A 26950-nucleotide genomic window follows, 5' to 3' on the forward strand; every position below is an offset into this window, starting at 1 on the left:
TTATGCGCATCGCCTTCATTTGTACAGAAAAATTGCCGTCGCCTGCAGTGAAAGGGGGCGCCATTCAACTTATGATTGATGGCATCGCCCCGTTTTTTGCCGAAAAACGTTCGCTCACCATTTTTTCCATTACCGACCCTTCGCTTCCGATATACGAAATACGTGATGGCATCGAATACGTACGTGTACCAAAAGAACAGTACGAACAACATATCGTAAACGAACTAAAAAAGCGCACGTTTGACGTCATTCACGTGTTTAACCGTCCCGCAAACGTGTTATTTTACAAACAAGCGGCACCAAACAGCCGCTTTGTCACAAGTTTGCATAACGATATGTTTTCACCGATGAAAATGAAACGTGACGTTGCCGAACGAGTCATTGCGGAAGTGGATCTCATCACAACCGTCAGCGCGTATATGAAACGCACCGTCACAAAACGATACGATGTGCCAGACGATAAAATTCAAGTCGTCTACTCCGGCGTTGATGTGACGCGCTACACGCCGCCATGGACAGACGAAGGAAAACAAATGCGCACCACTATGCGACAACGCTTTATTGCCGAAGACGATGACGTCATTTTATTTATCGGACGATTAAGTGAAACAAAAGGGGTACATGTACTCATTGAAAGCATGAATCACGTATTAATCCACCATCCAAAAGCAAAACTCATCATCGTCGGCGGGAAATGGTTTAGCGACAACCGCCCGAACGAATACGTTCGCTTTCTTCATCGGCTCGCCAAACCTTACAAAGACCGCATTCAATTTACGAACTATATTCCGTCTGAACATATTCCACACATATTCACGATGGGCGATGTGTTCGTTTGCAGTTCGCAATGGCACGAGCCGCTCGCTCGCGTGCATTATGAAGCAATGGCCGCAGGCGTTCCGATCATTACGACAAACCGCGGCGGAAATAGCGAAGTGATTGAACATCACAAAAACGGGCTCGTCATTGACGACTATGCGTCGCCAAAAGCGTTCGCCCGCGCCATAAACGAACTATTGCACGACAAAGAAAAAGCGCTCGCCCTTGCTTACGAAGGACGAAAACGAGCAGAAACGATGTTTTCCTTCGCAAACACAGCCGAGCAGCTTGAACGTTTATATATTACGATTTGCCAATAAGCGATACCGATACGATATGTTCGAGCGGGATCGTGATCGTTTTTTCTTGATCGTTTAATGCAAAAACGACTTTTTTCTTATCGCACGTTTGAATAATGCCCTCATACGTGCGGTTTTTCGTTTTCAACTCACACGTCACCGGTCGAAGTTCATTCGGAAGCGTCGCTAAAAATTCAATACGCTCAGTCGTATCCATCTCGCGAAAATTCGCAAATGACGGCGGCGGATACGACGGCTTTTCTTTTTTCGTTCGAAACGTTTGTTGCATATAGCACGTTTTTGGACCTAAATTTGGCTGAACGATATACAACAACGGCGCATTTTCCACACGTTTTTTCATTCCCACACCCCTCCTTTTTACGACTACTATATGCGCAAAAAGAAACGGGCATGCTAAAAGCTTGATTCCGCCAGTCGAAAAAATGAAATTAACCATTCAAGTTGTCGCTATAGAAGCACAACGAGCTGTGATTAATCTTTCTTCCTCTGTTCTGTTAATAAGTGAATAATCTGTTCATTTTGTTTAATGCGTATATCGCTATTTTTCTTTAGATGGTACAAACATTTCAAAATAAAAAATAATGAAAATACAATAATGATAATAACTACAAGAGAAAAGTAACCCATTAGAAATCATCCTCAATCTATTCGTTTTAAGTAGTAAATTTCACATTCTTGTGCTTATAGTAAGCAAGTTCCCAGACAAAGTTGCCTTGACATAAACATTTGCACCACCAAGTCCACCCAACCATGATACATCAGCAGAAAACTTAGCTGTTTTTTCTGTATAGCTTAAAGAAATATTATTGAGAGTTCCACCGATAATCCAGTAATCATAAGAATACGCTTTAATAATTCTAGATTCTTCAATATTGTTAGGAACATTTACATCAATAAAATAACTAATTCCCATATATGGAGTCGCTGCTTTTACTTGATAAGTTGATTTCCCGTACGGAAAAAGATGCTGATATGAGGGTCGATTTATTCTTCCATAATCCTCTCTTTCGGATAACATAATCGGTTCAATAGTAATAGTCATTTCTTTTCCAGATTCATCGACAACTATGATTTCGTGTTTTTCTTGATCCTTCAAATCAAACTGAACTGTAATTTCTTTAGCATCTTCTGTTGCGTTTTTTTGGACAGGCAGTTCTGAAGCATGTGAGAAAGATTCATAAAATCCAAATACAAAAATGTTAGTGAGTAATACTGTGAGAATCCAAATTTTTCTCAATTAACATTCCTCCCTTCTCCTCCATTTCTAATAAATACTAATCGTATTATAATAAATAACAGTGTATAATTCTATAAATTTCATATAATTGTAAAAAAATTAAAAGCTGTTTGGCAAATGCCAAACAGCTTTTAAATTATCGCGCTAAAATGTGATAGCCGGAGTCGACGTGAATAATTTCGCCTGTGACACCGCGCGATAAGTCGCTAAATAAAAATAGTGCCGTATCGCCAACTTCTTCTTGTGTCGTTGTGCGACGCAGTGGTGCGCGCTCTTCAATTTCTTTTAAAATCGAATTAAAGTCGCCGACGCCTTTCGCAGATAACGTGCGAATTGGACCGGCGGAAATGGCGTTGACGCGAATGCCGTATTTTCCTAAGTCGTTCGCTAAATATTTCACGCTCGCTTCTAACGACGCTTTCGCCACACCCATGACGTTATAGTTTTGCACGACGCGCTCGCCGCCTAAATACGTTAATGTGACGATGCTGCCACCTTCTGTCATTAACTCTTTCGCCGCTTTCGCCACAGCTGTTAACGAATACGCGCTAATATTGTGCGCAAGTAAAAATCCTTCGCGATCGACGTTCATGTACTCGCCTTCTAAATGTTCTTTATTCGCAAATGCGATACAATGGGCAAGACCGTGAATGACGCCAACTTGCTCTTTGATTTGCGCAAAGCATGCCTCAATTTCGTCATCTTTCGTCACATCGCAAGGTAACACAAGCGCTCTGTCATCTTCTAACGTCGCAACTAATTTTTTTACCTCATTTTCAAAACGCTCACCTGCATATGTAAAAATTAACCGCGCCCCTGCCGCATGAAGCGCGCGTGCAATGCCCCAAGCGATGCTTCGTTTATTCGCCACACCCATCACGACGTACGTTTTCCCTTGTAATGATAATTGCATATTCGTTCATCCCCTTAATTTTATGATTTGTTATTAGAACCTAGTATTAATATGATTATAACAAAAAATTCCCTACTTTCAAATAGGGAATTTATAATAAATAGTCCATAAACATCGTCGCTAAACCGAAATAAATGAGAATGCTAATTAAATCGTTAATCGTCGTAATAAACGGACCAGAGGCAACAGCAGGGTCGATGCGCAGTTTATGCATAAAAAGCGGAATGAGCGCCCCCGCAACTGTCGCAACCGTCAACGTTGCAAATAACGCTAATCCGACGAGCACACCTAAGAAAAACTGTTGTTTCCATACATACACGACAATCGTAATGACGACGCCACACGATAGCCCAATAAGCAATCCTGTCAACGCCTCGCGCGCAATCATACTCCACTTTCCTTCTTTTTCTAAATCGCCCATCGCAAGACGACGTACAGCGACCGCTAACGACTGCGTCCCTGTATTTCCTGACATGCCGGCAATGAGCGGAATAAACACGGCTAAAATCGCTACTTTTTGTAGTGTATCTTCAAAACGGCTAATTAAATTCGCGGTCATCATCCCTAAAAACAATAAAATAATCAGCCATGGCAACCGTTTTTTCGCCGCTTCGAACGGGGTGTATTGAATATCGACATCAGGAACTCCTGCCAGTTTTGAATAGTCGTCTGTTGCTTCTTCCGAAATGACGTCAACAATGTCATCAACGGTAATAATACCGAGTAAATGATTGTTTGCATCGACGACAGGAAGGGCTAAAAAGTTGTAATTTTGCATTTTACGGGCCACATCTTCTTGATCTTCATCAACAAATACGGACACGACACGGTCGTTCATAATGTCGACAATCATTTCATCATCATCCGATGTCAATAGTTCACGAAGCGACAATACGCCGACGAGCTGACGCTGTTCATTCACGACGTACAAATAATAAATCGTCTCCGCTTGCGCTGCTTCTTTTTTTAAAATTTGCATCGCCGAACGCACCGTTTGATTGGCATGAATGGCGATATATTCCGTTGTCATAATGCTTCCGGCCGTATATTCTTTATAATGAAGCAACCCTTGAATATCTTTCGCCGCTTCATCATCCATAATTGTTAAATAATTCGCCACTTCTTTTTTATCGAGCTCATTTAATACGTCCGCGGCATTGTCCGCATACATGTGCGCGAGCATTTGCGCGACAAATAGCGGATCCATTTCCGATAAATAAATTTTATATTCATCTTCTTCAATGTCGAGATGGTCAAAAATTTCCGCCATTTCCGCTGGTGATAAATATTCATACATCCGCTTTCTTACTTCTGGGCTTTGTTCGACGTAAAACTTCGCCCGATCATACGGATGCAATTTTAAAAACTGTCGGCGAAACTCTTCCATCTTTTCATCATATAACGCCTGTAACATAATACCCCTCCTCTCGACAAAAATCGCTTTTTTTATTATGCGCGAATCTTTGCCAACTTGCAACTGACAATGTAAAATGATAATGCACGATGAAATGCAGGGGGAACAACAATGGAAAATGAAAAAACGTCTCAAACGAAAATAGATTATCATTTATTGTTTATTTTATTTTTAATCGCAGTTGTGAGCGCCATCGCCATCGAAAGTGCGCGCGAGACGCTTCCTGTTAAACTGCAACATATTAACTTTGCGCAAAAGCAGCTCATGTGGTACGTCATTGGTGCCGTCGTCATTGCTGTAACGATGCTTTTCGATTACGATCGACTATTTAAAATCGCTTGGTATTTATATGGCTTCGGAATCATTCTTTTACTTGGATTAGAATTAAACGTCCCGGGTACAGTAACGATTAAAGGGGCAACGAGCTGGTACAGCCTGCCGGGCGGAAACTTTCAGCCGTCTGAGCTGATGAAAATTTTTATGATTATCGTCATTAGCCGTATGATCGTCAACCATCGCGAGAAGTACCATGATCCGACGTTACAAGACGATTTAAAATTGCTTGGTAAAATCGTATTATCGCTCGTGCCGCCACTTTTTTTACTTGCGCGTCAACCAGACATGGGGATGTCGATGGTGTTTATGGCGATTGCTGGTTCGCTCATTCTCGTGTCCGGCATTCGGCTGCGCATTATCGCTGCCATCGTCGGTCTCGCTGTACTCGGAGCGACAGCGTTTATCGTGGCGTTTTTATATTTCCCAGATGTGTTAAAAATTCAACAATATCAATTAAACCGTTTTTACGGTTGGCTGAATCCGTATGAATATTCAAGCGATCAAGGGTTTCAGCTCATTAAATCGCTGCTTGCAATCGGCTCAGGAGAGTTATATGGAAAAGGATATAAAAATTTAGACGTCTATTTGCCAGAGTCGCATACCGATTTCATTTTTAGCATCATCGGAGAACAATTCGGCTTTATTGGCGCAAGCATCGTCGTATCGCTCTTTTTCTTATTAATTTACCGCATGATTCAAATTGCGTTAGAATGCCACGACCCATTTGGGAGTTATTTATGCGCCGGTGTCATCGGCATGATTACGTTCCAAGTGTTCCAAAACGTCGGCATGACGATCGGGTTACTACCCATCACAGGCCTTCCGCTTCCGTTCGTCAGCTACGGCGGAAGCTCGCTTGCCACATACATGCTTGCGATCGGGCTTGTCTTAAACGTCCGTTCTCGCACACAAAAATTTATGTTTTCTGCTGAACAATAGGGGAGGTTTAGAATTTGTCACCTCCCCTATCGTTTTTGTCCCCCCTCAAATATACGATGACGCACTAACACAATTACGGTAAATAATACCTATTGAAACAATTTTTACTTACATGTTAAAATTATTCTTGATTTATAAAATTTTCTTTTAGAAAAAAAGGAGGTTTCCATATGAGAAATATTTTCATCTCCACTCTTTTTATTTTGCTTTTCTTTTCCATTCACCCTGTTTCCGCTACTTTTGCCCATAACAACAATATAAGCGAGCAAGAGAAAAATAAAGTTGTTCAAGAAGCTTTAAAAGTTATTGAAAAGAGATACAACTCTCTTATTTCTCAACAACAAGAAGAAAGTAAAATACTTCAACTGAAAAACACTAAGTCGCAATTGAGATTGGAAAGTATTATAAAGAGAGATAAAAGTTATATAAATGAATTAGGTGCATCATACAAAAAAATAGAAATTTTAAACGTGGATGATGTGCAAATAGATAAAATGAATGAAGCAATCAAATTGAGCTTACGTGTGGAAGTAGCTAAATACTACCAGTACAAAAATAAAAAACGGATGGAGGAACATCCATGGCTCGAGACAAGAACACATGAGTTTGTTTTCTCTTTTAACGAAAACAAAAGAAGCGATTCATATTTATTAGTTGACTACAAATTCGAGGATGAAATGGACTACTTAGACGAACAATTTCCAAACCACAACTTACCTACAATCGAAGAGATGGCTAAACAGCACACTGCTGTTAAAACATTTAACGATATAAGTATCATGTCCACACAGCATTTGTACGATCGATCAGGTGCTAAATCATACGCATACAATTGGTATAACAAAAATAACCCTGACTTTAGAGTCTTTGCAAACAACTGCACGAACTTTATTTCACAAGCAATTAACCGTGGTGGTGGGGTAAATATGGATTGGTGGGGTGATTTGCGTTGGTGGTATCAAGGTAATCAAAACACTACAAGTTGGTCTGTTGCCCATGATTATGTATATTATGCAAGAAGAAACGATGATGCAGGCGGATTAGGTGCTTATTATATAAGTAATGTAAAAGATTTGAAAGTAGGCAGCCTTGTTGGATATGACTTTGACAACGATGGTTATTTCGATCACCTTTCTATTGTAGTGAATTATGATAGCAACGGAGAACCTTTAACTGCTCAACATACTCCAAGTGACTATAATCGCCCTTGGAAGTCAGTCAATCCGTCAGCAAAACATTACTTTATTCAAACAAATGATTACTGGTGTTCTAATTAGTGAAGTTTAAAGTGAGGAGAAAACATTGAAGAAGTGTATATTGTTATTTATCTTGTTAAGTTTGTTGATAGGATGCAATAATAAAGAGATCCCTATGTATAATGGATTTCCAATTCCTGAAGGAGCAAAAGTTATAAAAATAGATAGCGATAAAAGGAAGGTACATCCTGTCTTCATCGAACAAGCTATGTTCCAATTAAAAGAACCTATGTCACCTGACTTAATACCGTCTCATCCTTTCTATCAGATAATTGTGAATGAGGGTTGGAAAGATGAAGAAGCGATAAAGAAGATTGGTGAAAATCGTTATATGTTTAGTAAGGATGATCGACTTATTCAAGTAAGTATTTATAACGACAAAATGACAATTACGGAATATGATCCAAAAATCTTTTGGCAAAAAAATGAGTAGTCCCCAGCGCGTATTGCCCTGGGGATTTGTTGTACATAATGAATAGTAAAAAAGGAAGATCAATAGATGATATACGACATTATCGGCGATATTCACGGCTGTTTTCACGAATTGATGTTATTAACAAAAAAGCTTGGCTACGTCTGGGAAAATGATGTCCCGATTCATCCGAACGGGCGAAAGCTCGCCTTCGTCGGCGATTTAGCTGATCGCGGTCCGCAGTCGTTACGAGTCATCGATACAGTCGTTTCACTCGTTAAACAGCACGGGGCGGTGTACGTCCCGGGCAATCATTGCGACAAATTGTATCGTTTTTTTCTCGGACGAAATGTGCAAGTGACACATGGGCTTGAAACGACGGTTGCTGAATGGGAACGAGCCGATGAAAAAACGAAAGCACGCATTCGCACACAGTTTATGAACTTATACGAAAACGCACCGCTTTACGCCGTATTAGACGATCGCAAACTCGTCATCGCTCATGCGGGCATCCGGGAAGACTATATTGGCAAATCGAATCAAAAAGTAAAAACGTTCGTCTTATACGGCGATATTACAGGAGAAAAACATCCAGACGGCTCCCCCGTTCGTCGCGATTGGGCAAAACATTACCGAGGAGATGCGCTCATCGTATATGGGCATACGCCCGTTAAAGAACCGCGCTGGCTAAATAACACGGTCAACATCGACACCGGCTGCGTATTCGGCGGACAACTCACAGCCCTTCGCTATCCAGAAATGGAGACCGTTTCTGTTCCATCAACGATGCCATATGTTGCAGAAAAATTTCGCCCGTTTGACTAAAGCAAACGGGCCATGTCATGAGGGAGCGGCGCATGAAACGTCATCGTTTTTTCGAGAAACGGATGAAAAAACGCCAGCTCACAACTATGCAACGCTTGGCGGTCGATTTGCTCCCGAAAACCGCCATATAAATCATCGCCGACGAGCGGATGACCGAGATAAGAAAAATGGACGCGAATTTGATGCGTGCGCCCCGTTTCTAATTGAATCGACACGTGCGACATCTCGTTTTTATATTGTAATACGGCGTAGTGTGTCACGGCGCGCTGACCGTCTGGTCGCACTTCCCGCTCAATAATGCTTTCTCCTTTTCGCCCAATCGGCGCATCAATCGTCCCAACAAGCGGGGTCACATACCCATGACAAATCGCTTCGTAGCGCCGCTTCACTCCACCTTGTTTTTGTTGTTCGCTTAATATATGATGCACGTGGCGATGTTTTGCGACAAGCACAAGTCCAGATGTGTCGCGGTCAAGCCTTGTGACGACATGCACCGTCGCTTGCAAATGTTGTCGTTCATAATGATACAATAGCGCATTCGCAAGCGTCCCTTGCGGATGTTCACGCGACGGAATCGTTGCCATATGTGGCGGTTTATTAATAACAATCACGTAATCATCTTCATACACAATCGAAAGCGGAATCGGCTGAGCGACCATATGGGCACTTTTTTGTTCTGGGGGAAACGAAACGCACACTTCATCGCCTGCTTTTAGCACGTAACGAACAGTCACAGGCATATCGTTCACTTCTATTCTTCCCCCTTGAAATTTAATATCGGTGAGCGCTGTTTTTGAAATATGTTGTTGTTTTAAAAATTCACGAACGAGCATGCCGTCTTGTTGTTGTGTAACGATCCAACGAAGTTGAAACATACAAATCCCTTTCTACTGAATAAATGATTCGCGTACACGCTTCCAAAACGGGAACGGACGAAAACGAGCAAAGCGAATTTTTTCATCGGCGACGCGGCATTGAATCGACTTCACATCTTTATGCAATAGCGATAAATGATCAATCGTAATTTGAAAATCGACGTCATTGACCGGCTTTAACATACACGTATGATGCGCTGGCAAAATAAGCGGTGAGCCGATCGTCCGGAAAATGCGGTTGTTTATGGACGCCATTTCCGCCACTTGAATCGCTTCCAGCGACGGATGTAAAATGGCACCGCCAAGCGCTTTATTGTATGCTGTGCTTCCCGATGGCGTCGAAATGCATAACCCATCCCCGCGAAACGTTTCAAACAATTCTCCCCGAATTTCAACATCCATCACAAGCGTGCCGCCCACACTTTTTACTGTACATTCATTGAGCGCTAAATATTTTGCCTCACGTCCGCCGCTCACATATCGAATCGTTACCTCAAGAAGCGGATATTCGACGACTTGATACGGCGTTTTCGCAATGGCGATGACGAGCTTTTCAATTTCATCAGGCACCCAATCCGCATAAAATCCTAAATGCCCCGTATGTACCCCGACAAACGCTGTTTGCTCCAACCGACTTCGATAACGATGAAACGCATACAATAACGTCCCATCCCCTCCGACCGAAATAACGATATCCGGTTCATCTTCATCATACGTCAGGCGAAAATCGGTTAAATATGTACGAATTTTATACATACATTCGTTTGATATCGCATCCCCTTTTGATATGACCGCAAACTTCACGCGCCTCACCCCTCATTATCTTTTACTTCTTGCTTGCGCGAAAACGCCGCTTGTGCCTCTTGAATTTCAAAACGAATTTTCGACATTTCTTCGTCTAGCAAATATGCGGCTTCCGCAGCCCGCTGTAATCGCTGTCGAATATCTTCTGGAAACTTGCCGCTATACTTATAGTTTAACGAATGTTCGATCGTCGCCCAAAAGTTCATCGCCAGCGTGCGAATTTGAATTTCGACTAAAATGTTTTTCTCACCATAAATCATTTGCACCGGATAACGAATGACGACATGATACGAACGATAACCGCTATCTTTTTTTTGCGTAATATAATCACGTTCTTCGACAATGGTAAAATCGTTTCGCTTGCGCAACAGTTCGACAACCGTTTGAATGTCGTCAACAAATTGGCACATCATACGCAATCCCGCAATATCTTGCATTTGTTGTTCGAGTTGATCGAGCGGAATATTTTTCTTTTGTGCCTTATCTAAAATGCTCGCAATCGGCTTCACTCTTCCTGTCACAAATTCAATCGGTGAATGAATGCCTTGCATTTCAAATTGAGTACGCATCCCCTTGAGCTTTACTTTCAACTCTTCAACCGCTTGTTTGTACGGTGCTAAAAAAAACTCCCAATGTCTTTCCATTCAACCACCTACTTATGCGAAAAATGCCGTTACCGCCTGTTCCATTTCTTCACCGTAATTTGCATTTCCTTCAATATTTTCAATTAAGTACGCCACTTCTTCATGAATGCCTTCTAGCTCGATCGTTGCATCACTCCCGACAAGAAACATCGGCTCGTTTGTACGAAGCGCTTCTTTCATCGCCCCCCATACGTCTTTAGGCATGACGACATAAACGAACGCATCACTCGCTTCTAATATGTATACAAACGCACACGCATCAGAATCAACAAGCATATGTTGTTTTGGCTTTAAGCCTTGAAGCGACGCCTCACATGTGACGTACCATCCATGTTCTTTTTTTTCTGCTGTATGCACATATATTTTCATTTTCTGTCCTCCGTCCATCTATGATGTCCGCCTTTATTTTACCACATTTCGCCTAGCGATGTTCACTAGTTGCACTTTTTCGCGTACATGTTGATAATAAAAGTAGAATGACGTGAGGAGAAGAAAACATGAAACACGAATTTGAAATTGAATTTAAAAATATGTTAACGGCTGAAGAATTTTCTCGGTTCACCCATTCGTTTGCGGTGCGTGATGATGAATGGGACGTGCAACAAAATTATTATTTCGACACCCCCGACTTTCAATTGAAGCAACAAAAAAGCGCATTACGCATTCGTTTGAAAAACGGCACATATACATTAACATTAAAACAACCATATGAAGACGGGCTGTTAGAAACGCACGAACCATTATCAACCGAAACAGCGACAGCACTTATTTCGGGCGCAAAGTCACTTGAAGGCGACATCGCAAACATATTGCAGTCGCTTCATATTGATCCGACAGCGATCGTCTGTTTTGGTGCACTAACAACTCGCCGCGTCGAACGACCTTATAAAAACGGCACGCTCGTCCTTGACTATAGCGAATATATGAACGTGTCGGACTATGAAGTCGAATACGAAGCAAGCGAGCGAACAGAAGGAGAAAAGGTGTTTTCAGCGCTGTTACAGTCGTTTCATATTCCAAAGCGACAAACGAAAAATAAAATTGAACGATTTTACGAAGCGAAATACGAAACGGAGCGATCGTCATGAACGTGCAACAAATCAAATTGCTTTTAGAACTACAAGCGTTGCAACATTTACAAGGAAAAAAAGAAGAAGCGACAACATCGTTTCACGATCTTTTTCGCGAGTTAGTCACAGCTGAAGAGAATGAACAAACTGACATTCGTTCGTCACTTCCCATAATGACAAGCGACAAAACGAACGTACCAACATATAAAACAAATGAAACGAGCGCACCTCTGCAAACACATACCATTCATCAATGGATTGACGAAGCTGCTACCAAATATGATGTCGATCCGAAACTCATTTATGCGATCATTCGTCATGAGTCTAATTTTAATCCGCAAGCAAAAAGTCGCGTCGGCGCGATGGGGCTTATGCAGTTAATGCCGAGCACGGCGCGCATGTTAGGGGTAAAAGATGCCTTCGATCCACAACAAAACATTGAAGGTGGGACGAAATATTTACGTCAACTTCTCGATCGGTATGACGGCAATATCGCGCTGGCGCTTGCCGCATATAACGCAGGACCAGGCAATGTCGAAAAACATGGAGGCATTCCACCGTTTCGTGAAACGATGAACTATGTAAAAAAAGTGATGCAAACGTACTATTCCACAAGTCACATCGTTTGAGATGAAACAAAGTCATTGTTACAATATTGATATATTTCGGCAAAGGAGTTTTTCATATGTTTCAATCCCCTTATGAAGCGATTGGAGGCGAACAAGTTATCGCCAAGCTCGTCGATGCATTTTATGAACGGGTAGCGAAACATCCCGACTTGTCGCCTATTTTCCCAAAAGATTTAACAGAGACGGCGCGAAAACAAAAGCAATTTTTAACGCAATATTTAGGCGGACCACCGCTTTATACAGCTGAACACGGACATCCGATGTTGCGTGCGCGCCATTTGCCTTTTCCGATTACGCCAACGCGCGCAAAAGCATGGCTTGCCTGTATGCATGAGGCGATGGATGAAATCGGACTAAACGGGCCTGTTCGTGATGAATTGTATCAACGGCTCATTTTAACTGCTCAACATATGATTAATACACCAGAGGACGAGCGAAAGGAGCATGAAGGTGAATGGTAAGCAAGAAGGAACGACAAAACAACTAGAAATTTATTTATTTGTCGATCCTCTCTGCCCAGACTGCTGGGCGCTTGAGCCTGTGTTAAAAAAGTTATGGATCGAATACGGACAATATTTTACGTTACGTCACGTCTTAACCGGCCAACTCGATCGACTCAATGGCGTAAATTACAAACGAATTGATCGACATGCATCGCGCATCGGCATTGCTTGTGAAGACCGGGTGTTTCTTGAAACACCGCTACCGATTCCATATGTTGCATCGCTCGCTGTGAAAGCAGCGGAATTGCAAGGGCGACAAGCAAGCATTCGCTTTTTACGTCAACTACAAGAAATTGTATTTATTCAAGGCAAAACGATTACAGAGACGGACACGCTCATTCAATGCGCTATTGCTGCTGGTTTAGATGTGCAAGAATTTATGAATGACTTATCTTCACCAAGTGCAGTCAAGGCGCTTCAATGCGACTTAAAAATTCGTGCGGAAATGGACGTTCGGGAAGTTCCGACGCTCGTCTTTTTCAACGAAAATATTGAAGATGAAGGCATTAAAATTTCAGGCTGTTATCCGTACGACGTATATGTCGACTTAATCCATGAAATGCTCGGGTTTCATCCTCAACCATCTCCGCTTCCACCAATTGAACAGTTTTTACATCACGCTCAATTCGTTACAACCGATGATATTGCGATGGTGTACAACATCCCGCACAGCAAAGCTGAATGTGAATTAAAAAAATTGCGTTTAAAACAAAAAGTGGAGAAAATCGGCTCATTTTGGCGCTGGATCGGATAAAGAAAAAGGACTCGGGGGATGCCGAGTCCTTTTTCTTTGTCATAAAGACAACAAAGGGGATGGGAGAAATTTTTCACGGTCAAACAAAGGGGTATAAGTTTGTTTGATTGTGATTCACTTCACGTTTATATATTAACAAATCCCTTCATGTCTTGACAAGTGTTTTGTTTACTTGTTCACACATTTGTCATAATTATTTTCTCTCTTGCTTACTATGAATAAATAAGGGGGGATTCGATGTTTGTCGCACATATCATTTGGATTATTGTCGCACTTATCATTCACTTTTTCGCATTAATGCGCTTATTTCCGTTATTCATATCTATTCCGTTTTTATTTCTTTCTTTTTTTTCCTTTTTCACTTATTTGAACAACCGCCATCGCTTTCGCGGATTTCATTAAAAAAAGGCGACGCACGGTCGCCTTTTACAATAGTTGCTCAAGCTGTTGTAATTTTTGTTCAAACACTTGACACGCCTGTTCGATTGGCTCTGGAGATGTCATATCGACCCCTGCTTTTTTCAACACTTCAATCGGATAATCAGAGCTTCCTGCTTTTAAAAACTCAATGTAACGCTCGACCGCCGGTGTACCTTCTTCTAAAATTTGTTTGCTTAATGCGGTCGCTGCGCTAAATCCTGTCGCATATTGATACACATAATAGTTGTAATAAAAATGCGGAATGCGCGCCCATTCTAAACCGATTTCCTCATCGATGACAATGCCATCGCCGAAATATGTTTTGTTTAGCTCATAATATTTTTCCGTCAATACTTGCGCTGTGAGCGCCTCACCGTTTTGCACCATCTCGTGAATCATATGTTCAAACTCCGCAAACATCGTTTGACGAAACACAGTGCCACGGAATGTTTCTAAATAATGGTTTAATAAATATAACCGCTTTTTCTCATCATCGATCGTTTGTAATAAATAATCGTTCAATAGCGCCTCGTTGCACGTCGATGCAACTTCAGCGACGAAAATCGAGTAGTTTCCGTACGGATACGGTTGATATTTGCGCGTATAATAACTATGCACGGAATGACCAAACTCATGCGCAAGCGTAAATAGGTTGTTCACATTATCTTGCCAGTTCATTAAAATGTATGGATTCGTTCCATACGAACCAGACGAATACGCTCCGCTCCGTTTGCCGCGCGTTTCTTGCACATCGACCCAACGGTTATCAAATCCTTCTTTGACAATCGAAATATATTCATCACCTAGTGGCGTAAGCCCTTTTAACAATATGTCTTTCGCTTCTTCATACGTCACTTTCATATCGGCTTGTTTCACAAGCGGTGTATACAAATCGTACATATGCAACTCATCTAGCCCTAACACGCGCTTGCGCAATTGAACGTAACGATGCAAAAGCGGCAAATAACGATGAATCGTTTCAATTAAATTGTCGTACACCGCTTCAGGAATTTGATTTTTACTTAATGCAGCTTCACGCGCTGAGCGATAATTGCGAACGCGCGCAAAAAAAGTATTGCGCTTCACCGCTCCACTTAACGTGCTAGCAAACGTATTTTCATATTTGCGATATGTATCGTATACCGCTTTAAACGCATCGCGACGAACACGACGATCTTCGCTTTCAAGAAAACGAATGTAACGACCGTGCGTCACTTCCACTTCTTCTCCGTTTTCATCTGTAATCGTCGGAAAGCGCAAATCGGCATTATTTAACGCTCCAAACGTATTGCTGGACGCATTCATGACATCTGCCGCTTGCGCAAGGATCGCTTCTTCTTTTTCCGATAACACGTGCGGACGTTGGCGATTCATTTCATCTAATTCGTGCTCATACAGCCGAAGCGGTTCGTATTGTTGTAAAAACGTGCGCACGACCGATTCATCAAGCGCTAAAATTTCTGGCACGATAAACGCCATCACTTGACCAGCTTCAGCATATAAACTTTCCGCTCTCGTTTCAAGCGCTTGATAAAATGCATTCGCTGTATCTTCATCATGGCGCATATGCGCATACGCATATAATTTCCCTAGTCGCATCAACACATGGTCGCGATATTGCAACGCTTCGTATAACGTTTGTGCGCTTTCCCCTAATCTTCCTTTATACTCCGAAAATTTCGGAAGAAGTGCTTGAATTGCTTGAAATTCTTGTTCCCAATGTTCATCTGTCGCAAAAATATCTTCAAGACGCCACGTATACTCTACCGGAACGTCTTTACGTGTCGGCAACGTTTTTGCCATGTTCATCACCTCTTACATAAAAATGTTTACTTATATATTATTCTCGTTTTGTGAAAAAATCCTCTTTTTTGCTTACAATTCGCTCAAGTACTTGTTGATCTCCTTTCATCGCCTCCTCTATCGTACGTGGGAGCGACCATGACCGAATGCGCTGAAACGTACTTTTTCCGACTTTTTTCAACAATTGAAGCGACACGAGCGCATGTAAATAGTCCATGAACGCATACGAATAATGGCTTTTTGTCATAAGTGGCAATCGGCGAATATGAACGAGGTTTTGACGAATGAAATGTTGCATTCGCTCATATAATTGATGAAACGAAAACGTCATATGAGATGGAATACGCATGATCTCAAGCAACATATACGTTTGCCAAATAAACGGAGGCGTCTTTAACCAATACGAATGTCGAAGCGGAATGCCGGCTTCATGCGGAAATAACGATGGGGGCATATGCTCATTATAAACGATGCGACAAAAGGAGCGATTCGTTCGATAATACAACGGAGACAGCCGCCATTGTTTCTTTTTCATTTGCCATGCATGAAACAAACCATCGTGTTGTCGTTGAGGCGTTTGTTGGAAAGAAGAAAATGACATCGTATCGAGCGGAATCGTCGTCCATTCTCCGTATGCCATCGTTGCGGATAGCGGGATGAGATGATGAAGAAACCATACTTCGCGACGTTCGGGGCAATAAAGCGGAATCATCTCGTAACTATTGAAAAAAAGCCAAGAAAATGAAGATAGTTGAAAAAACAAACCGCGGCGCTGCACATGTGATGAATGAAGCAACCAAATTGGGACAATATGTGCGTTTACGTACGCGTTCGTTCGTTTCACGAATAAAGAAGATGGAATGATAGAACATTGATATTCGACTGCGTACATCTTTTTTTCATGCATGACAAATACATCCGGACGTTGACGAATATGCGGTAAATACTTTTCGACTTCCGCTTCGATCTTCTCGTTGATGAGCCATTCATATAGCTGTTGTTTCCCTTGTAAATGGGCGATTGTTTCGCGCTCTGTTTCGATCGTGCATGTCGTTTCGTGTGCAAAATGCGACATTCGTTTTTTTCCAATTTTCAATTGCACTCGCTTCAAACAAACAGGGCAAAAAAACGACTGCGTCGCTCGCAATACATGTAGCTGTTCAACCGTCCAATCGTCTAATAACGAACATGTTTCTCCATTTTTCAATAATGCAACAAACATGCAACCTCCCCTTTCTCCACATATTTTTTTCACCAACATCGCCTTTTTTCCTGCAACAAATACAAAAAATAGGGGAACAACTAAATTTATTGAATTAGGCGTTTTTTATTTCCCTTCTTTCACATTTTGTCATACAATAGAAGTACAAGATGTGGAATGATGGGCGAACGCTCAGGGGTAAATTCCCTTCCTGAATGGATAATCATAGAAGGGAGATGAAAAACATGGAAATCGAACGCATCAATGAATATACGTTAAAGCTATATATATCGTACGGAGATATTGAGGAACGCGGCTTTGATCGCGAAGAAATTTGGTACAATCGCGAGCGAAGCGAAGAATTGTTTTGGGAAATGATGGACGAAATCAATCAAGAAGTGGAAATTTATTTAGAAGGACCGCTTTGGATTCAAGTGCATGCGCTTGAAAAAGGATTAGAAGTGTTCGTCACAAAAGCCCAAATTTCAAAAGACGGAAGCAAACTGGAGTTACCTATTCTCGATGAACGATTCAAAGACTTACCGGTCGATGAAAAAATTGAACATATATTAGACCAACATTTTAACATTATTAAATCGTCGTCGACACAAGCGCCTGATAATCCGCTCCAGTTCGTCATCCGCTTTAAAAACATTGAGGACGTCATCGCTCTTGCTCATCGTCGCGATTTTTCAACATTACACAACAAGTTATTCGCATTGGAGAATAACTATTACTTGTACGTCGAATTTACAGAAGAAGATACCGATCGCGACATTGATAATATGTTAAGCATATTACTTGAATACGGGCAAGATTCTCAAATGACGATTCATCGCCTTGAAGAATATGGGAAAATCGTCATCGCAGAACAAGCATTAACGATGATCGCAAAACACTTTCCAAACTCATAACGCCGATTTCAACCCATTGAAATCGGCTTTTTTCTCGCGAGGTCAGGTGAACAACAAATGAGAAATGCGTTAAAAGTTGCACTATTTATACTTGCTTTCATCGGCTTTTTAGCAGTGACAAAAGATTATTGGGAAGGCTGGCTACTCGGAACGTTCAGCTTATTCGTCACATTGTCAGTTATTTTTATTTCGTTTGTCATCTTTTTAGAAAATCGCCACCCGACGAAAACGCTCACATGGCTCGTTTTATTTAGTAGCTTTCCGCTCATCGGCTTTATTTTTTATTTTTTACTCGGTCAAAACTATCGGAAAAAACGATTATTTCGAAAAAAAGCGCTACTCGATGAACAAACGTTTCGCAAACTAGAACGGAATGACGCGAATCATGAACGAAAATTATATATGAAACCACATCAACAGCCGTTGTTACAACTAGCTAGACGAATGACGAAAGAATCGATTTCAACCGCGACAAAAACGCGCGTGTTAACAAACGGGGAAGAAACGTTCGCTGCCATTTTTGCGGAATTAGAAAAAGCAGAGCATCACATTCATCTTGAATATTACATCGTACGTGATGACGATATCGGCGAACGGCTAAAACAAATATTAATCGCCAAAGCAAAAAAAGGGGTACACGTCCGCTTTTTATATGATGCAGTCGGAAGTTGGAAACTGTCGAAAACGTACATACAAGATATGCGCGAAGCAGGCGTCGATATGATCCCGTTCTCTCCTGTTCGCTTGCCGTTTTTAAACAATACCATCAACTTCCGTAACCATCGCAAAATTATCGTCATTGACGGAAAAGTCGGTTTTGTTGGCGGCTTAAATATTGGCGATGAATATTTAGGGAAAAATGAATATTTCGGATTTTGGCGCGATACGCATTTACTCGTGTATGGCGAAGCGGTGCGCACGCTGCAACTAATTTTTTTACAAGACTGGTATTACATGACTGGTCAACAATGGTTGACAATGAACTATTTACACGCGCCGACCGTTGAGGATGAGACGCTCGGAGGGGTCCAGCTTGTCGCTGGTGGACCAGATACGAAATGGGAAGTCATTAAACATTTATTTTTTGCGATGATTACATCAGCCCAGCAATCGATTTGGATCGCCTCACCGTATTTCATTCCAGATGAAGATATTTTAACGGCATTGAAAGTAGCCGCATTAAGCGGTATTGATGTACGACTTCTCGTTCCGAAGCGACCGGATAAAAAAATTGTGTTTTACGCTTCCCGCTCTTATTTTCCTGAACTACTCGAAGCAGGAGCGACCATTTACGAATACGAAAAAGGGTTTATGCACAGCAAAATTATCGTCGTAGATGGGGAACTCGCTTCGATCGGCACGGCGAACATGGACATGCGCAGCTTTCATTTGAATTTTGAAGTGAATGCGTTTTTATATCAAACGCCAAGCGTACAAACGCTAGTCGATGACTTTATAAACGACTTCGAGCATTCATCAAAAATTGATATGCATCAATTCAAACGCCGGCCACTTTGGATGCGCATCGCTGAATCGACAGCGCGCCTTCTTTCACCACTACTATAAAAGGCTTAGCATTTACGCTAAGCCTTTATTGTTGACGAGCTGTTGTGCTTGACGCAATTGATACGTCCGCACTTTTCTCGGTAAAAAGCGACGAATTTCATCTTCGTTGTAACCAACTTGCAGACGCTTTTCGTCCATAATAATTGGACGACGCAACAAGCCTGGATGTTGGCGAATAATTTCATATAAATCTTGCAGCGGTAACGAATCCACTTGAATATTTAACTTTTGAAAAATTTTCGAACGAGTTGAAATAATTTCGTCCGTTCCGTTTTCCGTCATACGCAAAATGCTTTTAATTTCTTCAATCGTTAACGGCTCGGCAAAAATATTGCGCTCTTTATACGGAATGTTATGCTCTTCTAACCACGCTTTTGCTTTTCGGCAAGACGTACAACTTGGCGATGAATATACGATCACCATATGTGAATCACTCCCTTATGGGTTGCTTTATTCGCTTTCTGTATTAAAACACATCTTATTTTAAAATGACTTTAAAAAACTCTACAACGTACATTATACAACAAAAAAGTTTAGAAAGATACACCTTTTTTCAATTTTACCCAACATATTATACGGTTGTCCGATCAAAATGGTTTCATTTTTCGTTGCTTTCGTTTCGAATTTTCTCTACAATAAAAAGAGACATGGCAAACAAAGGGGGAGACGTATGGCACAATTTTTTATCGACTTTACGATCGTCGCCGTTTTCGTGATTGGCATCACAGCGCTTATGGGCGTCATTTTAAACGGTATTGGTGAAAACATATTTGGCGGACGGAAAAAGCGATTACATACTGCAATGAGCGAACAGGTGCAAACGGGCTGGAAAGCGGTTGGTGGAAAAAAAGCTTCGAGATAATCTCGAGGCTTTTTTTAAAAACGAAATAGTCAAACGAATCAAAATATTGTATAATACTTTAGTACATCAAACGAAAAAAGCTAATCTCTCGTTCGAGAGATTAGCTGTACATCGCCTTATATTTTTCGTACTCTGCTTCGGAGCAGTAAACGAAATGACCTGGCGTAATTTCGCGCATGCGCACATCTTCGCCTTCTTTATAATTATGTTGCGATGGATCGTAAATGATACGTTTGCGCGTCCGTTCTGTTTCTGGGTCTGGATGTGGAATCGCTGAAAGAAGCGATTTCGTGTACGGATGAATTGGATTGCGGTACAACTCTTCCGCATCCGCAAGCTCAACCATTTTTCCGAAATACATGACGCCAATTCGGTCGCTAATGTATTTGACCATTGACAAATCGTGGGCGATAAATAAATACGTCAATCCTTTTTCACGTTGCAACTTTTTCATTAAGTTGACAACTTGTGCTTGGATCGATACGTCAAGTGCCGAAATTGGCTCGTCCGCGATAATAAATTCCGGCTCAACCGCAAGCGCGCGTGCAATGCCGATCCGTTGACGCTGTCCGCCAGAAAACTCATGCGGATAACGGTTCGCGTGTTCACGGTTCAGTCCGACCGTCTCAAGCAATTCATACACGCGATTCATGCGCTCTTCTCTCGACGACGCTAATCCGTGAATATCGATACCTTCCGCAATAATATCTGCAACCGTCATACGCGGGTTTAACGATGCATACGGGTCTTGGAAAATCATTTGCATTTTCCGTTTTAATTCTTTCGCTTCTTTCGCAGACTTTTTCCGATGCACACTTAAACCGTTAAACAACACTTCGCCGCCTGTTGCTTCATATAATCCAATAATCGTACGTCCTGTCGTTGACTTTCCGCATCCTGACTCACCAACAAGACCGAGCGTTTCGCCTTTATAAATGTCGAACGTCACATCGTCAACCGCTTTGACAACTTGACCTTTCCCGACTTTAAAATATTGTTTTAAGTTTTTCACTTCGACAAGTTTTTGTTTTTCGCTCATCACTTATTCCCTCCTTTGTTGTTCGTTAGTGTAACGAATTTTTTCATCCGTTCACGAACGACTTTCGGAGGTTCGACTTTCGGTGCATTCGGATGAAGCAACCATGTAGCAGCATAATGCGTATCAGAAACTTTGAACATTGGCGGTTCCATTTCATAGTCAATCTTTAACGCATACGCATTACGAGGCGCAAACGCATCTCCTTTTGGCGGATTTAACAAATCAGGAGGCGTTCCTGGAATCGAGTACAATTCTTCATCACCATGTTCTAGGCTCGGCATTGACGCAAGTAAGCCCCACGTATACGGATGTTTCGGATTGTAGAAAATTTCATCGACCGTTCCTTTTTCAACAATTTTCCCTGCATACATGACCGCAACGCGATCCGCCACATTTGCAACGACGCCGAGGTCGTGGGTAATGAAAATAATGGATGTTCCCGTCTTTTTCTGAATATCTTTAATTAATTCTAAAATTTGCGCTTGAATTGTCACGTCTAACGCCGTCGTCGGCTCATCGGCAATTAACACTTTCGGATTGCATGCAAGCGCAATCGCAATAACGATACGTTGACGCATTCCGCCTGATAGTTGATGCGGATATTGTTTAAAACGAAGCGCTGGCTCCTTAATGCCGACGAGGTCAAGTAGCTCAATGGCGCGCGCTTTTGCCTCTTCTTTTGTCATTTGTTGATGCTTTAACAACACTTCTGTAATTTGCTTTCCGATTGTCATCGTTGGATTTAACGCTGTCATCGGGTCTTGGAAAATCATCGAAATTTCCGCACCGCGTACACGCTGCATTTCTTTTTCCGAAAGCTTTGTGAGATCGCGACCTTCTAGTAAAATTTGTCCTTGCTTAATTTTTGCAGGTGGCATCGGTAGTAAACGCATAAGCGCTTTAGACGTGACCGATTTTCCTGAACCAGACTCTCCAACGATCGCCAGCGTCTCCCCTTTATATAAATCAAACGATACACCACGTACAGCTTGTACTTCACCGCCGTATACGTCAAACGAAATATGCAAATCTTTTACCTCTAGTACCTTTTCCATCATTCCACCCCTTTCACCCGTTATTTACGCATTTTTGGATCGAGCGCATCGCGCAATCCGTCCGCTAATAAGTTAAAGCTTAAAATGAGTAAGCTGATCACAAACGCAGGAATCATCATTAAATGAGGGAACGTTTGGATCGATTTGTAACCGTCGTTGACGAGTGAACCGAGCGATGCTTGAGGTGGACGAATACCGAGTCCGATGAAGCTTAAAAATGCCTCTGTAAAAATCGCACTCGGAATCGTAAACATCGTCGTAATAATAATTGGACCAACGACGTTTGGTAATAAATGTTTAGCGATAATACGAGAGTCAGATGCACCGAGCGTACGAGCAGCTAAAACGTATTCCATATTTTTTAATTTTAAAATTTGTCCCCGCACAATACGCGCCATCGTCACCCAGCCAGTAATAACCATTGCGACAGTAATCGAAATAATTCCTGGCTCAAACACAAGAATAAACAAAATAACAACGATTAAGTTCGGGATACCGACTAACACTTCAATAATACGCTGCATGACGTTGTCGACACGACCGCCGTAAAATCCAGAAATCCCGCCATATGCAATCCCGATTAACAAATCAATCGCCGCCGCCAATACACCGATATATAGAGAGATGCGTGCCCCATACCATGTACGCGTCCATAAATCACGACCGAGGTCATCTGTTCCAAACCAATAGTATTCTTTCACTCCACGTTTTTCATACACATTAATTCCATTCATATCTTTTCCGTTAAACGGAAGCCAATCTATATTTTCCAACACCGGAATGCGCGGTGGTAATTTCGCATGTTTTAAATTTTGCTCTTTATACGTATGGTTGCTAAATATTGGCGCAAAAATGGCCATAAGCGTAATGATGATAATCATGACTAATCCGAAAACGGCTCCTTTATTTTTACGCAAACGAATCCAAGCGTCTTGGAAAAACGTTAAGCTTGGACGATTAATTTTTTCCATATCACCTTGGCGGTCTGTCGCTAATTCAAACAACTCAGGAGATAATTGTTTTTCTGTCATCATTTTTTCCCTCCCGCTAAACGAATTCGCGGATCAATTAAACCGTAAAGCAAGTCCACAATAAAAATAACGAGAATAAATAACGCACTATAAAAAATCGTCGTCCCCATAATGACTGGATAATCGTTTAAGTTAATCGAACGAACGAACTGCTCCCCTAAGCCCGGAACAGCGAAAATTTGCTCAATAACTAACGTTCCCGTCATTAAGTTAACGGCCATCGGACCAAGAATTGTAATAATTGGAATCATTGCGTTTCTTAATCCGTGTTTAAAAATAACGCCAAAGCCACTAATTCCTTTCGCACGCGCGGTTAGAATGTAATCTGAACCGAGCACTTCTAGCATTTCTGTACGCATAAAGCGCGCGATGCTTGCAATAACAAATACCGATAATGCCAACGTTGGCATAATTGTATACTCAAATCCTTCCCAAAACGCAACAGGAAGTAGTTTCAATTTTACGCCGATGTAATATTGTAACAATCCACCAAATACAAATGACGGAATGGAAATACCTAAAACAGCTAATACTGTTGCTCCATAGTCAATCGCTGTATTGTGACGAACAGCAGCGATGACACCTAGCAAAATACCGACAATGGTTCCGAATACAAGCGCTTGAAAACCAAGTTGTGCAGATGGGCCGATGCGATCGCCAATCAATTGTGAAACTGGACGATTATCATACTGGAAAGAAACCCCTAAATCTCCTTTCGCCAAGTTGCCTAGATAGCGAATGTATTGTACTGGCACCGGATCGTTTAATCCATATTTTTCTAAAATGATTTTTTGTTGTTCTGGCGATAACTTCTCTTGATTTTGGAGAGGGGAACCTGGGAGAAGCTTCATTAAAAAGAACGTTGCCGTTGCGATAATAAACAACGTAATCAACATGTAAACAAAACGTTGTAACGTATATCGTGCCATATTGCACACCTCCTTACAAAATTAAAAACTTTTTGAAATTTTTCGGATTAGCAGGCAAAAGGAGAGTATATGCTTGTCGCACATATACTCTCCTTTCTTTTCGATTACTCGATATATGCCCACTTGTAGCTGTTGTCTGGACCGAATGGATGATCAACAATACCTTTGACGTATTCACGCTCAAGGTATGCTGCACCACGTTGATACATTGGAGCGATAACTGCTTCATCTAACAAGATTTTCTCAGCTTTTACCATCGCATCCCAACGAGCTTGTAAGTCAGAAAGAAGCGTTGTTTTCGCATCTTGTACAAGCTTGTCGTACTCCGCATTTGACCAACCTGTTTGGTTGTGAGCACCGTTTGTCACAAACATATCGATGAATGTCATTGGGTCTTGATAGTCTGGACCCCAACCAGCAAATGATAACTCATATTGCATTTTGCTTTCAAGATCAAGTTTTTGCTTAAATGGTTGTTGTTTAATATTCACTGTTAAACCTGGTAAGTTTGTTTCAAGTTGCTCTTTTAAGAATTCACCAATTTTCTTCGCGCTTTCAGAGTCATAGTTTAACAATTCAAGTGTCACTTTGTCTTTACCAAGCTCTTTTTTCGCTTGTTCCCAATATTTTTTCGCTTCTTCTGCGTTAAATTTCACTAAATCGCCATTTTCTTCACGGAAATCTTTTCCGTTTGGACCAGTAACGAATCCTTCTGGTACGAAGTAGTTCGCTGCTTTTGAACCGTTATTTAAAATTGTCGCAACCATTGCTTCTTTATCGAAGCCCATCGCAATCGCTTTACGCGCATTTACGTTTTTCAACACTTCGTTCTTTTGATTCATGCGGATGAAGAACAAGACAGGCTCTGATTTTGTTTTAAAGTTTTTGTCGCTGCTATACTTGTCAACAAACTCTGCACTTAAACCAACACGGTCTGCTTTGTTTGTTTCATATAAGTTTACACCAGTCGCAACGTCTTTAACAATGTTGAAGTTAATTGTTTCAAGTTTGACTGTTTGTGCATCCCAATATTGCTCGTTTTTCTTTAATTGGAAGCTTTGCTCATGTTTCCACTCGCTTAATACGAACGGACCGTTGTAAATTGTTGTGTTTGCTTCAAGACCGTACTTGTCCCCTTGCTCTTTAACGAATTTCTCGTTTTGTGGATAGAACGTTGGGAACGCTAATAAGCTTAAGAAATAAGGAATTGGGTTTTTCAATTCAACTTGTAATGTTTTGTCGTCAACCGCTTTTACACCTAATTGGTCAACAGGTACTTTTCCTGTGTTTACTTCTTCAGCGTTTTTAATGTCGTACATAATGTACGCATACTCAGCACCTGTGTTTGGATCAAGCGCTTTTCTCCATGCATATACGAAATCGTTTGCCGTCACAGGCTCACCATTTGACCATTTCGCATCGCGAAGTTTGAACGTGTACACTTTTCCATCTTCGCTCACTTCGTAGCTTTCAGCCATTCCAGGCGTTGGCTCATTGTTTTGGTCTAAACGATATAAACCTTCAAATACGTTGTTCATGACGCGGAATGATACGCTGTCAGTTGCTAACGTAGAGTCTAAAGAAGGAATTTCTGAAGTTTCAAGCAAGTTTAACACTTGCTCTTTTGCTGGCGCTTCTTGAGCCGGCTTTTCGCCCTCATTGGCAGTCTTGTCTTCTTCTTTTTTGCCGCCACACGCTGCTAGCACCGTGGAAGCGACGAGAAGAAGCACGAAAAAGATAGACAACTTTTTCTTCATGCGAGTTTCCCCCTCATCTTTTTTATTGTATTTATTTCCATCTTCTGATTTATCAGAAGATTTGAAACACAAGGACATTATATAACGAATTAGTATACTTGAAAAGATTTTTTTAAAACTTTTTTTAAATTTTCTAACATCTTAAATAAGTGTAAGGTTTTTTTACATTTCCGATAAAATCAGCTTGTTGACTATTTTATTTGTTTTTTATTCGTTTGTAAATAGAAAATTTACACTTTTTTTAGTATAATACTTTACAGCGATTAAGCGCGAAAGGTGGATAAATGGTGAAAAATACAGTCATGACAAGTGTTTTCGTATTTTTAGTTGCGCTAACGGTTGCACTTTTTTCTCAAAACAAATGGTTAACATTTATTAATATTTCTTTTTTGCTTGCACAGCCACTTGTTATTATTGGTGGATTTCGATTCATATATGAAAAAGGATTTTTCGATGTGACCATTTCTAGCTTTAAACGATTGTTTCGTTCTCCCGTTGAACGGTATTATGCCGATGATCAAAATGATGATGGACAAAAAAAACAATGGGGAGCGACGCTTTTTTTTGCTGGGCTGGTCGTCACAGGTGCAACGCTCATTTTTTCATACATGAATTGACAATCG

30 protein-coding genes are annotated in these 26950 nt (G+C 41.3%); 14 read left to right on the forward strand and 16 right to left on the reverse strand.

What is annotated here, in order from left to right; genetic code table 11:
* Window positions 1–2 precede the first annotated feature (2 nt).
* The gene (locus HNQ84_RS01775) at window positions 3–1139 is read left to right on the forward strand and encodes a glycosyltransferase family 4 protein (protein WP_435620932.1); all 1137 of its coding nucleotides are present in this window, start codon (window positions 3–5) and stop codon (window positions 1137–1139) included.
* Here the strand turns inward: HNQ84_RS01775 and HNQ84_RS01780 are convergent.
* The 4 genes from HNQ84_RS01780 to mgtE all read right to left on the reverse strand — a co-directional run bounded on the left by HNQ84_RS01780 (window position 1123) and on the right by mgtE (window position 4703).
* The gene (locus tag HNQ84_RS01780; protein ID WP_435620933.1) at window positions 1123–1479 is read right to left on the reverse strand and encodes a CotO family spore coat protein; all 357 of its coding nucleotides are present in this window, start codon (window positions 1477–1479) and stop codon (window positions 1123–1125) included. The genes HNQ84_RS01775 and HNQ84_RS01780 overlap by 17 nt on opposite strands.
* 327 nt (window positions 1480–1806) lie before the next feature.
* A complete protein-coding gene (locus tag HNQ84_RS01785; protein WP_183249349.1) occupies window positions 1807–2376 on the reverse strand; it encodes a DUF5626 family protein in 570 nt (189 codons plus the stop codon).
* Window positions 2377–2512: 136 nt separating this feature from the next.
* Complete coding sequence (gene fabI / locus HNQ84_RS01790) at window positions 2513–3289, reverse strand: enoyl-ACP reductase FabI (RefSeq protein WP_032100729.1); 777 nt, start codon at window positions 3287–3289, stop codon at window positions 2513–2515.
* Between the two features lie 91 nt (window positions 3290–3380).
* Complete coding sequence (mgtE, locus tag HNQ84_RS01795; protein ID WP_435620934.1) at window positions 3381–4703, reverse strand: magnesium transporter; 1323 nt, start codon at window positions 4701–4703, stop codon at window positions 3381–3383.
* Window positions 4704–4814: 111 nt separating this feature from the next.
* Between mgtE and HNQ84_RS01800 the strand changes: the two genes are divergently transcribed.
* The 4 genes from HNQ84_RS01800 (at window position 4815) to prpE (ending at window position 8471) form a co-directional block, all read left to right on the forward strand.
* Window positions 4815–5978: an FtsW/RodA/SpoVE family cell cycle protein gene (locus HNQ84_RS01800; protein WP_435620935.1), complete on the forward strand. Its 1164-nt coding sequence runs from the start codon at window positions 4815–4817 to the stop codon at window positions 5976–5978.
* Between the two features lie 170 nt (window positions 5979–6148).
* Window positions 6149–7255, forward strand: a complete 1107-nt coding sequence (locus HNQ84_RS01805) for an amidase domain-containing protein (RefSeq protein ID WP_435620936.1) — start codon at window positions 6149–6151, stop codon at window positions 7253–7255.
* Between the two features lie 94 nt (window positions 7256–7349).
* Entirely contained in the window at window positions 7350–7667 is a 318-nt protein-coding gene (locus HNQ84_RS01810; protein WP_435620937.1) for a hypothetical protein, read from the forward strand.
* Between the two features lie 66 nt (window positions 7668–7733).
* Window positions 7734–8471 carry a bis(5'-nucleosyl)-tetraphosphatase PrpE gene (gene prpE / locus HNQ84_RS01815; RefSeq protein ID WP_435620938.1) on the forward strand — a complete coding sequence of 246 codons (738 nt, stop codon included), beginning with the start codon at window positions 7734–7736 and terminating at the stop codon, window positions 8469–8471.
* On the opposite strand, the gene HNQ84_RS01820 is transcribed toward prpE, so the two are convergent.
* Genes HNQ84_RS01820 through HNQ84_RS01835 form a run of 4 tightly spaced genes read right to left on the reverse strand, consistent with a single transcriptional unit; the run spans window position 8468 to window position 11163 of the window.
* Window positions 8468–9346 carry an RluA family pseudouridine synthase gene (locus tag HNQ84_RS01820; RefSeq protein WP_435620939.1) on the reverse strand — a complete coding sequence of 293 codons (879 nt, stop codon included), beginning with the start codon at window positions 9344–9346 and terminating at the stop codon, window positions 8468–8470. The two genes, prpE and HNQ84_RS01820, sit on opposite strands and share 4 nt — an antisense overlap.
* 12 nt (window positions 9347–9358) lie before the next feature.
* A complete protein-coding gene (locus HNQ84_RS01825) occupies window positions 9359–10150 on the reverse strand; it encodes an NAD kinase (protein WP_435620940.1) in 792 nt (263 codons plus the stop codon).
* A gap of 5 nt (window positions 10151–10155) precedes the next feature.
* Entirely contained in the window at window positions 10156–10794 is a 639-nt protein-coding gene (gene yjbM, locus HNQ84_RS01830) for a GTP diphosphokinase (RefSeq protein ID WP_435620941.1), read from the reverse strand.
* Between the two features lie 12 nt (window positions 10795–10806).
* Window positions 10807–11163 (reverse strand): UPF0738 family protein, encoded by a 357-nt coding sequence (locus tag HNQ84_RS01835; RefSeq protein ID WP_435620942.1) that lies wholly within the window; start codon window positions 11161–11163, stop codon window positions 10807–10809.
* 128 nt (window positions 11164–11291) lie between these two features.
* Between HNQ84_RS01835 and HNQ84_RS01840 the strand changes: the two genes are divergently transcribed.
* The 5 genes from HNQ84_RS01840 (at window position 11292) to HNQ84_RS01860 (ending at window position 14152) form a co-directional block, all read left to right on the forward strand.
* Window positions 11292–11882 carry a CYTH domain-containing protein gene (locus tag HNQ84_RS01840; protein ID WP_435620943.1) on the forward strand — a complete coding sequence of 197 codons (591 nt, stop codon included), beginning with the start codon at window positions 11292–11294 and terminating at the stop codon, window positions 11880–11882.
* The gene (locus HNQ84_RS01845; RefSeq protein ID WP_435620944.1) at window positions 11879–12493 is read left to right on the forward strand and encodes a lytic transglycosylase domain-containing protein; all 615 of its coding nucleotides are present in this window, start codon (window positions 11879–11881) and stop codon (window positions 12491–12493) included. Before HNQ84_RS01840 ends, HNQ84_RS01845 begins: the two co-directional genes overlap by 4 nt.
* Window positions 12494–12549: 56 nt before the next feature.
* Window positions 12550–12954 (forward strand): globin domain-containing protein, encoded by a 405-nt coding sequence (locus tag HNQ84_RS01850; protein ID WP_032100738.1) that lies wholly within the window; start codon window positions 12550–12552, stop codon window positions 12952–12954.
* Window positions 12938–13750, forward strand: coding sequence for a ClpXP adapter SpxH family protein (locus HNQ84_RS01855; RefSeq protein WP_435620945.1), 813 nt, complete (start codon window positions 12938–12940; stop codon window positions 13748–13750). Before HNQ84_RS01850 ends, HNQ84_RS01855 begins: the two co-directional genes overlap by 17 nt.
* Before the next feature lie 237 nt (window positions 13751–13987).
* Window positions 13988–14152 (forward strand): hypothetical protein, encoded by a 165-nt coding sequence (locus tag HNQ84_RS01860; protein WP_032100740.1) that lies wholly within the window; start codon window positions 13988–13990, stop codon window positions 14150–14152.
* A gap of 24 nt (window positions 14153–14176) precedes the next feature.
* On the opposite strand, the gene pepF is transcribed toward HNQ84_RS01860, so the two are convergent.
* Together pepF and HNQ84_RS01870 are read right to left on the reverse strand one after the other, a co-directional pair.
* Window positions 14177–15973, reverse strand: coding sequence for an oligoendopeptidase F (pepF, locus tag HNQ84_RS01865; RefSeq protein ID WP_435620946.1), 1797 nt, complete (start codon window positions 15971–15973; stop codon window positions 14177–14179).
* Between the two features lie 37 nt (window positions 15974–16010).
* On the reverse strand, window positions 16011–17195 hold the full coding sequence (locus HNQ84_RS01870) for a competence protein CoiA (protein WP_435620947.1): 1185 nt from the start codon (window positions 17193–17195) through the stop codon (window positions 16011–16013).
* Between the two features lie 224 nt (window positions 17196–17419).
* Here HNQ84_RS01870 and mecA point away from each other — a divergent pair, with 224 nt between their 5' ends.
* Complete coding sequence (gene mecA / locus HNQ84_RS01875; RefSeq protein ID WP_435620948.1) at window positions 17420–18088, forward strand: adaptor protein MecA; 669 nt, start codon at window positions 17420–17422, stop codon at window positions 18086–18088.
* A gap of 57 nt (window positions 18089–18145) precedes the next feature.
* Window positions 18146–19654: a cardiolipin synthase gene (gene cls, locus HNQ84_RS01880; protein WP_435620949.1), complete on the forward strand. Its 1509-nt coding sequence runs from the start codon at window positions 18146–18148 to the stop codon at window positions 19652–19654.
* Window positions 19655–19666: 12 nt separating this feature from the next.
* Here cls and spxA read toward each other — a convergent pair whose 3' ends face one another.
* Window positions 19667–20077, reverse strand: a complete 411-nt coding sequence (gene spxA, locus HNQ84_RS01885) for a transcriptional regulator SpxA (protein WP_006318801.1) — start codon at window positions 20075–20077, stop codon at window positions 19667–19669.
* 247 nt (window positions 20078–20324) lie between these two features.
* Here spxA and HNQ84_RS01890 point away from each other — a divergent pair, with 247 nt between their 5' ends.
* Window positions 20325–20516, forward strand: coding sequence for a hypothetical protein (locus HNQ84_RS01890; RefSeq protein ID WP_032100745.1), 192 nt, complete (start codon window positions 20325–20327; stop codon window positions 20514–20516).
* Between the two features lie 100 nt (window positions 20517–20616).
* On the opposite strand, the gene HNQ84_RS01895 is transcribed toward HNQ84_RS01890, so the two are convergent.
* The 5 genes from HNQ84_RS01895 to HNQ84_RS01915 form a co-directional block, all read right to left on the reverse strand.
* Window positions 20617–21555: an ABC transporter ATP-binding protein gene (locus HNQ84_RS01895; RefSeq protein ID WP_183240409.1), complete on the reverse strand. Its 939-nt coding sequence runs from the start codon at window positions 21553–21555 to the stop codon at window positions 20617–20619.
* Window positions 21555–22610 (reverse strand): ABC transporter ATP-binding protein, encoded by a 1056-nt coding sequence (locus tag HNQ84_RS01900; RefSeq protein WP_435620950.1) that lies wholly within the window; start codon window positions 22608–22610, stop codon window positions 21555–21557. The genes HNQ84_RS01895 and HNQ84_RS01900 overlap by 1 nt, the downstream gene beginning before the upstream one ends.
* A gap of 20 nt (window positions 22611–22630) precedes the next feature.
* Window positions 22631–23644: an oligopeptide ABC transporter permease gene (gene opp3C / locus HNQ84_RS01905; RefSeq protein WP_435620951.1), complete on the reverse strand. Its 1014-nt coding sequence runs from the start codon at window positions 23642–23644 to the stop codon at window positions 22631–22633.
* Window positions 23641–24570, reverse strand: a complete 930-nt coding sequence (opp3b, locus tag HNQ84_RS01910) for an oligopeptide ABC transporter permease (RefSeq protein WP_435620952.1) — start codon at window positions 24568–24570, stop codon at window positions 23641–23643. The genes opp3C and opp3b overlap by 4 nt, the downstream gene beginning before the upstream one ends.
* Window positions 24571–24674: 104 nt before the next feature.
* Window positions 24675–26327, reverse strand: coding sequence for a peptide ABC transporter substrate-binding protein (locus tag HNQ84_RS01915; protein ID WP_435620953.1), 1653 nt, complete (start codon window positions 26325–26327; stop codon window positions 24675–24677).
* Window positions 26328–26611: 284 nt separating this feature from the next.
* On the opposite strand from HNQ84_RS01915, the gene HNQ84_RS01920 reads away from it, so the two are divergent.
* The gene (locus HNQ84_RS01920; protein ID WP_435620954.1) at window positions 26612–26944 is read left to right on the forward strand and encodes a DUF3899 domain-containing protein; all 333 of its coding nucleotides are present in this window, start codon (window positions 26612–26614) and stop codon (window positions 26942–26944) included.
* The last annotated feature ends 6 nt before the right edge of the window (window positions 26945–26950 follow it).

This window comes from Anoxybacillus eryuanensis, assembly GCF_051200995.1.
GTDB classification, from domain to species: Bacteria; Bacillota; Bacilli; order Bacillales; family Anoxybacillaceae; genus Anoxybacillus; species Anoxybacillus tengchongensis.

Coding starts and splice junctions, on each gene's coding strand:
- HNQ84_RS01775 (WP_435620932.1), top strand. CDS start 3: ATGCGCATCGCCTTCATTTGTACAGAAAAATTGCCGTCGCCTGCAGTG.
- HNQ84_RS01780 (WP_435620933.1), bottom strand. CDS start 1,479: ATGAAAAAACGTGTGGAAAATGCGCCGTTGTTGTATATCGTTCAGCCA.
- fabI (WP_032100729.1), bottom strand. CDS start 3,289: ATGCAATTATCATTACAAGGGAAAACGTACGTCGTGATGGGTGTGGCG.
- mgtE (WP_435620934.1), bottom strand. CDS start 4,703: ATGTTACAGGCGTTATATGATGAAAAGATGGAAGAGTTTCGCCGACAG.
- HNQ84_RS01800 (WP_435620935.1), top strand. CDS start 4,815: ATGGAAAATGAAAAAACGTCTCAAACGAAAATAGATTATCATTTATTG.
- HNQ84_RS01805 (WP_435620936.1), top strand. CDS start 6,149: ATGAGAAATATTTTCATCTCCACTCTTTTTATTTTGCTTTTCTTTTCC.
- HNQ84_RS01810 (WP_435620937.1), top strand. CDS start 7,350: ATGTATAATGGATTTCCAATTCCTGAAGGAGCAAAAGTTATAAAAATA.
- prpE (WP_435620938.1), top strand. CDS start 7,734: ATGATATACGACATTATCGGCGATATTCACGGCTGTTTTCACGAATTG.
- HNQ84_RS01820 (WP_435620939.1), bottom strand. CDS start 9,346: ATGTTTCAACTTCGTTGGATCGTTACACAACAACAAGACGGCATGCTC.
- yjbM (WP_435620941.1), bottom strand. CDS start 10,794: ATGGAAAGACATTGGGAGTTTTTTTTAGCACCGTACAAACAAGCGGTT.
- HNQ84_RS01835 (WP_435620942.1), bottom strand. CDS start 11,163: ATGAAAATATATGTGCATACAGCAGAAAAAAAAGAACATGGATGGTAC.
- HNQ84_RS01840 (WP_435620943.1), top strand. CDS start 11,292: ATGAAACACGAATTTGAAATTGAATTTAAAAATATGTTAACGGCTGAA.
- HNQ84_RS01845 (WP_435620944.1), top strand. CDS start 11,879: ATGAACGTGCAACAAATCAAATTGCTTTTAGAACTACAAGCGTTGCAA.
- HNQ84_RS01850 (WP_032100738.1), top strand. CDS start 12,550: ATGTTTCAATCCCCTTATGAAGCGATTGGAGGCGAACAAGTTATCGCC.
- HNQ84_RS01855 (WP_435620945.1), top strand. CDS start 12,938: ATGAAGGTGAATGGTAAGCAAGAAGGAACGACAAAACAACTAGAAATT.
- HNQ84_RS01860 (WP_032100740.1), top strand. CDS start 13,988: ATGTTTGTCGCACATATCATTTGGATTATTGTCGCACTTATCATTCAC.
- pepF (WP_435620946.1), bottom strand. CDS start 15,973: ATGGCAAAAACGTTGCCGACACGTAAAGACGTTCCGGTAGAGTATACG.
- HNQ84_RS01870 (WP_435620947.1), bottom strand. CDS start 17,195: ATGTTTGTTGCATTATTGAAAAATGGAGAAACATGTTCGTTATTAGAC.
- mecA (WP_435620948.1), top strand. CDS start 17,420: ATGGAAATCGAACGCATCAATGAATATACGTTAAAGCTATATATATCG.
- cls (WP_435620949.1), top strand. CDS start 18,146: ATGAGAAATGCGTTAAAAGTTGCACTATTTATACTTGCTTTCATCGGC.
- spxA (WP_006318801.1), bottom strand. CDS start 20,077: ATGGTGATCGTATATTCATCGCCAAGTTGTACGTCTTGCCGAAAAGCA.
- HNQ84_RS01890 (WP_032100745.1), top strand. CDS start 20,325: ATGGCACAATTTTTTATCGACTTTACGATCGTCGCCGTTTTCGTGATT.
- HNQ84_RS01895 (WP_183240409.1), bottom strand. CDS start 21,555: ATGAGCGAAAAACAAAAACTTGTCGAAGTGAAAAACTTAAAACAATAT.
- HNQ84_RS01900 (WP_435620950.1), bottom strand. CDS start 22,610: ATGGAAAAGGTACTAGAGGTAAAAGATTTGCATATTTCGTTTGACGTA.
- opp3C (WP_435620951.1), bottom strand. CDS start 23,644: ATGATGACAGAAAAACAATTATCTCCTGAGTTGTTTGAATTAGCGACA.
- opp3b (WP_435620952.1), bottom strand. CDS start 24,570: ATGGCACGATATACGTTACAACGTTTTGTTTACATGTTGATTACGTTG.
- HNQ84_RS01915 (WP_435620953.1), bottom strand. CDS start 26,327: ATGAAGAAAAAGTTGTCTATCTTTTTCGTGCTTCTTCTCGTCGCTTCC.
- HNQ84_RS01920 (WP_435620954.1), top strand. CDS start 26,612: ATGGTGAAAAATACAGTCATGACAAGTGTTTTCGTATTTTTAGTTGCG.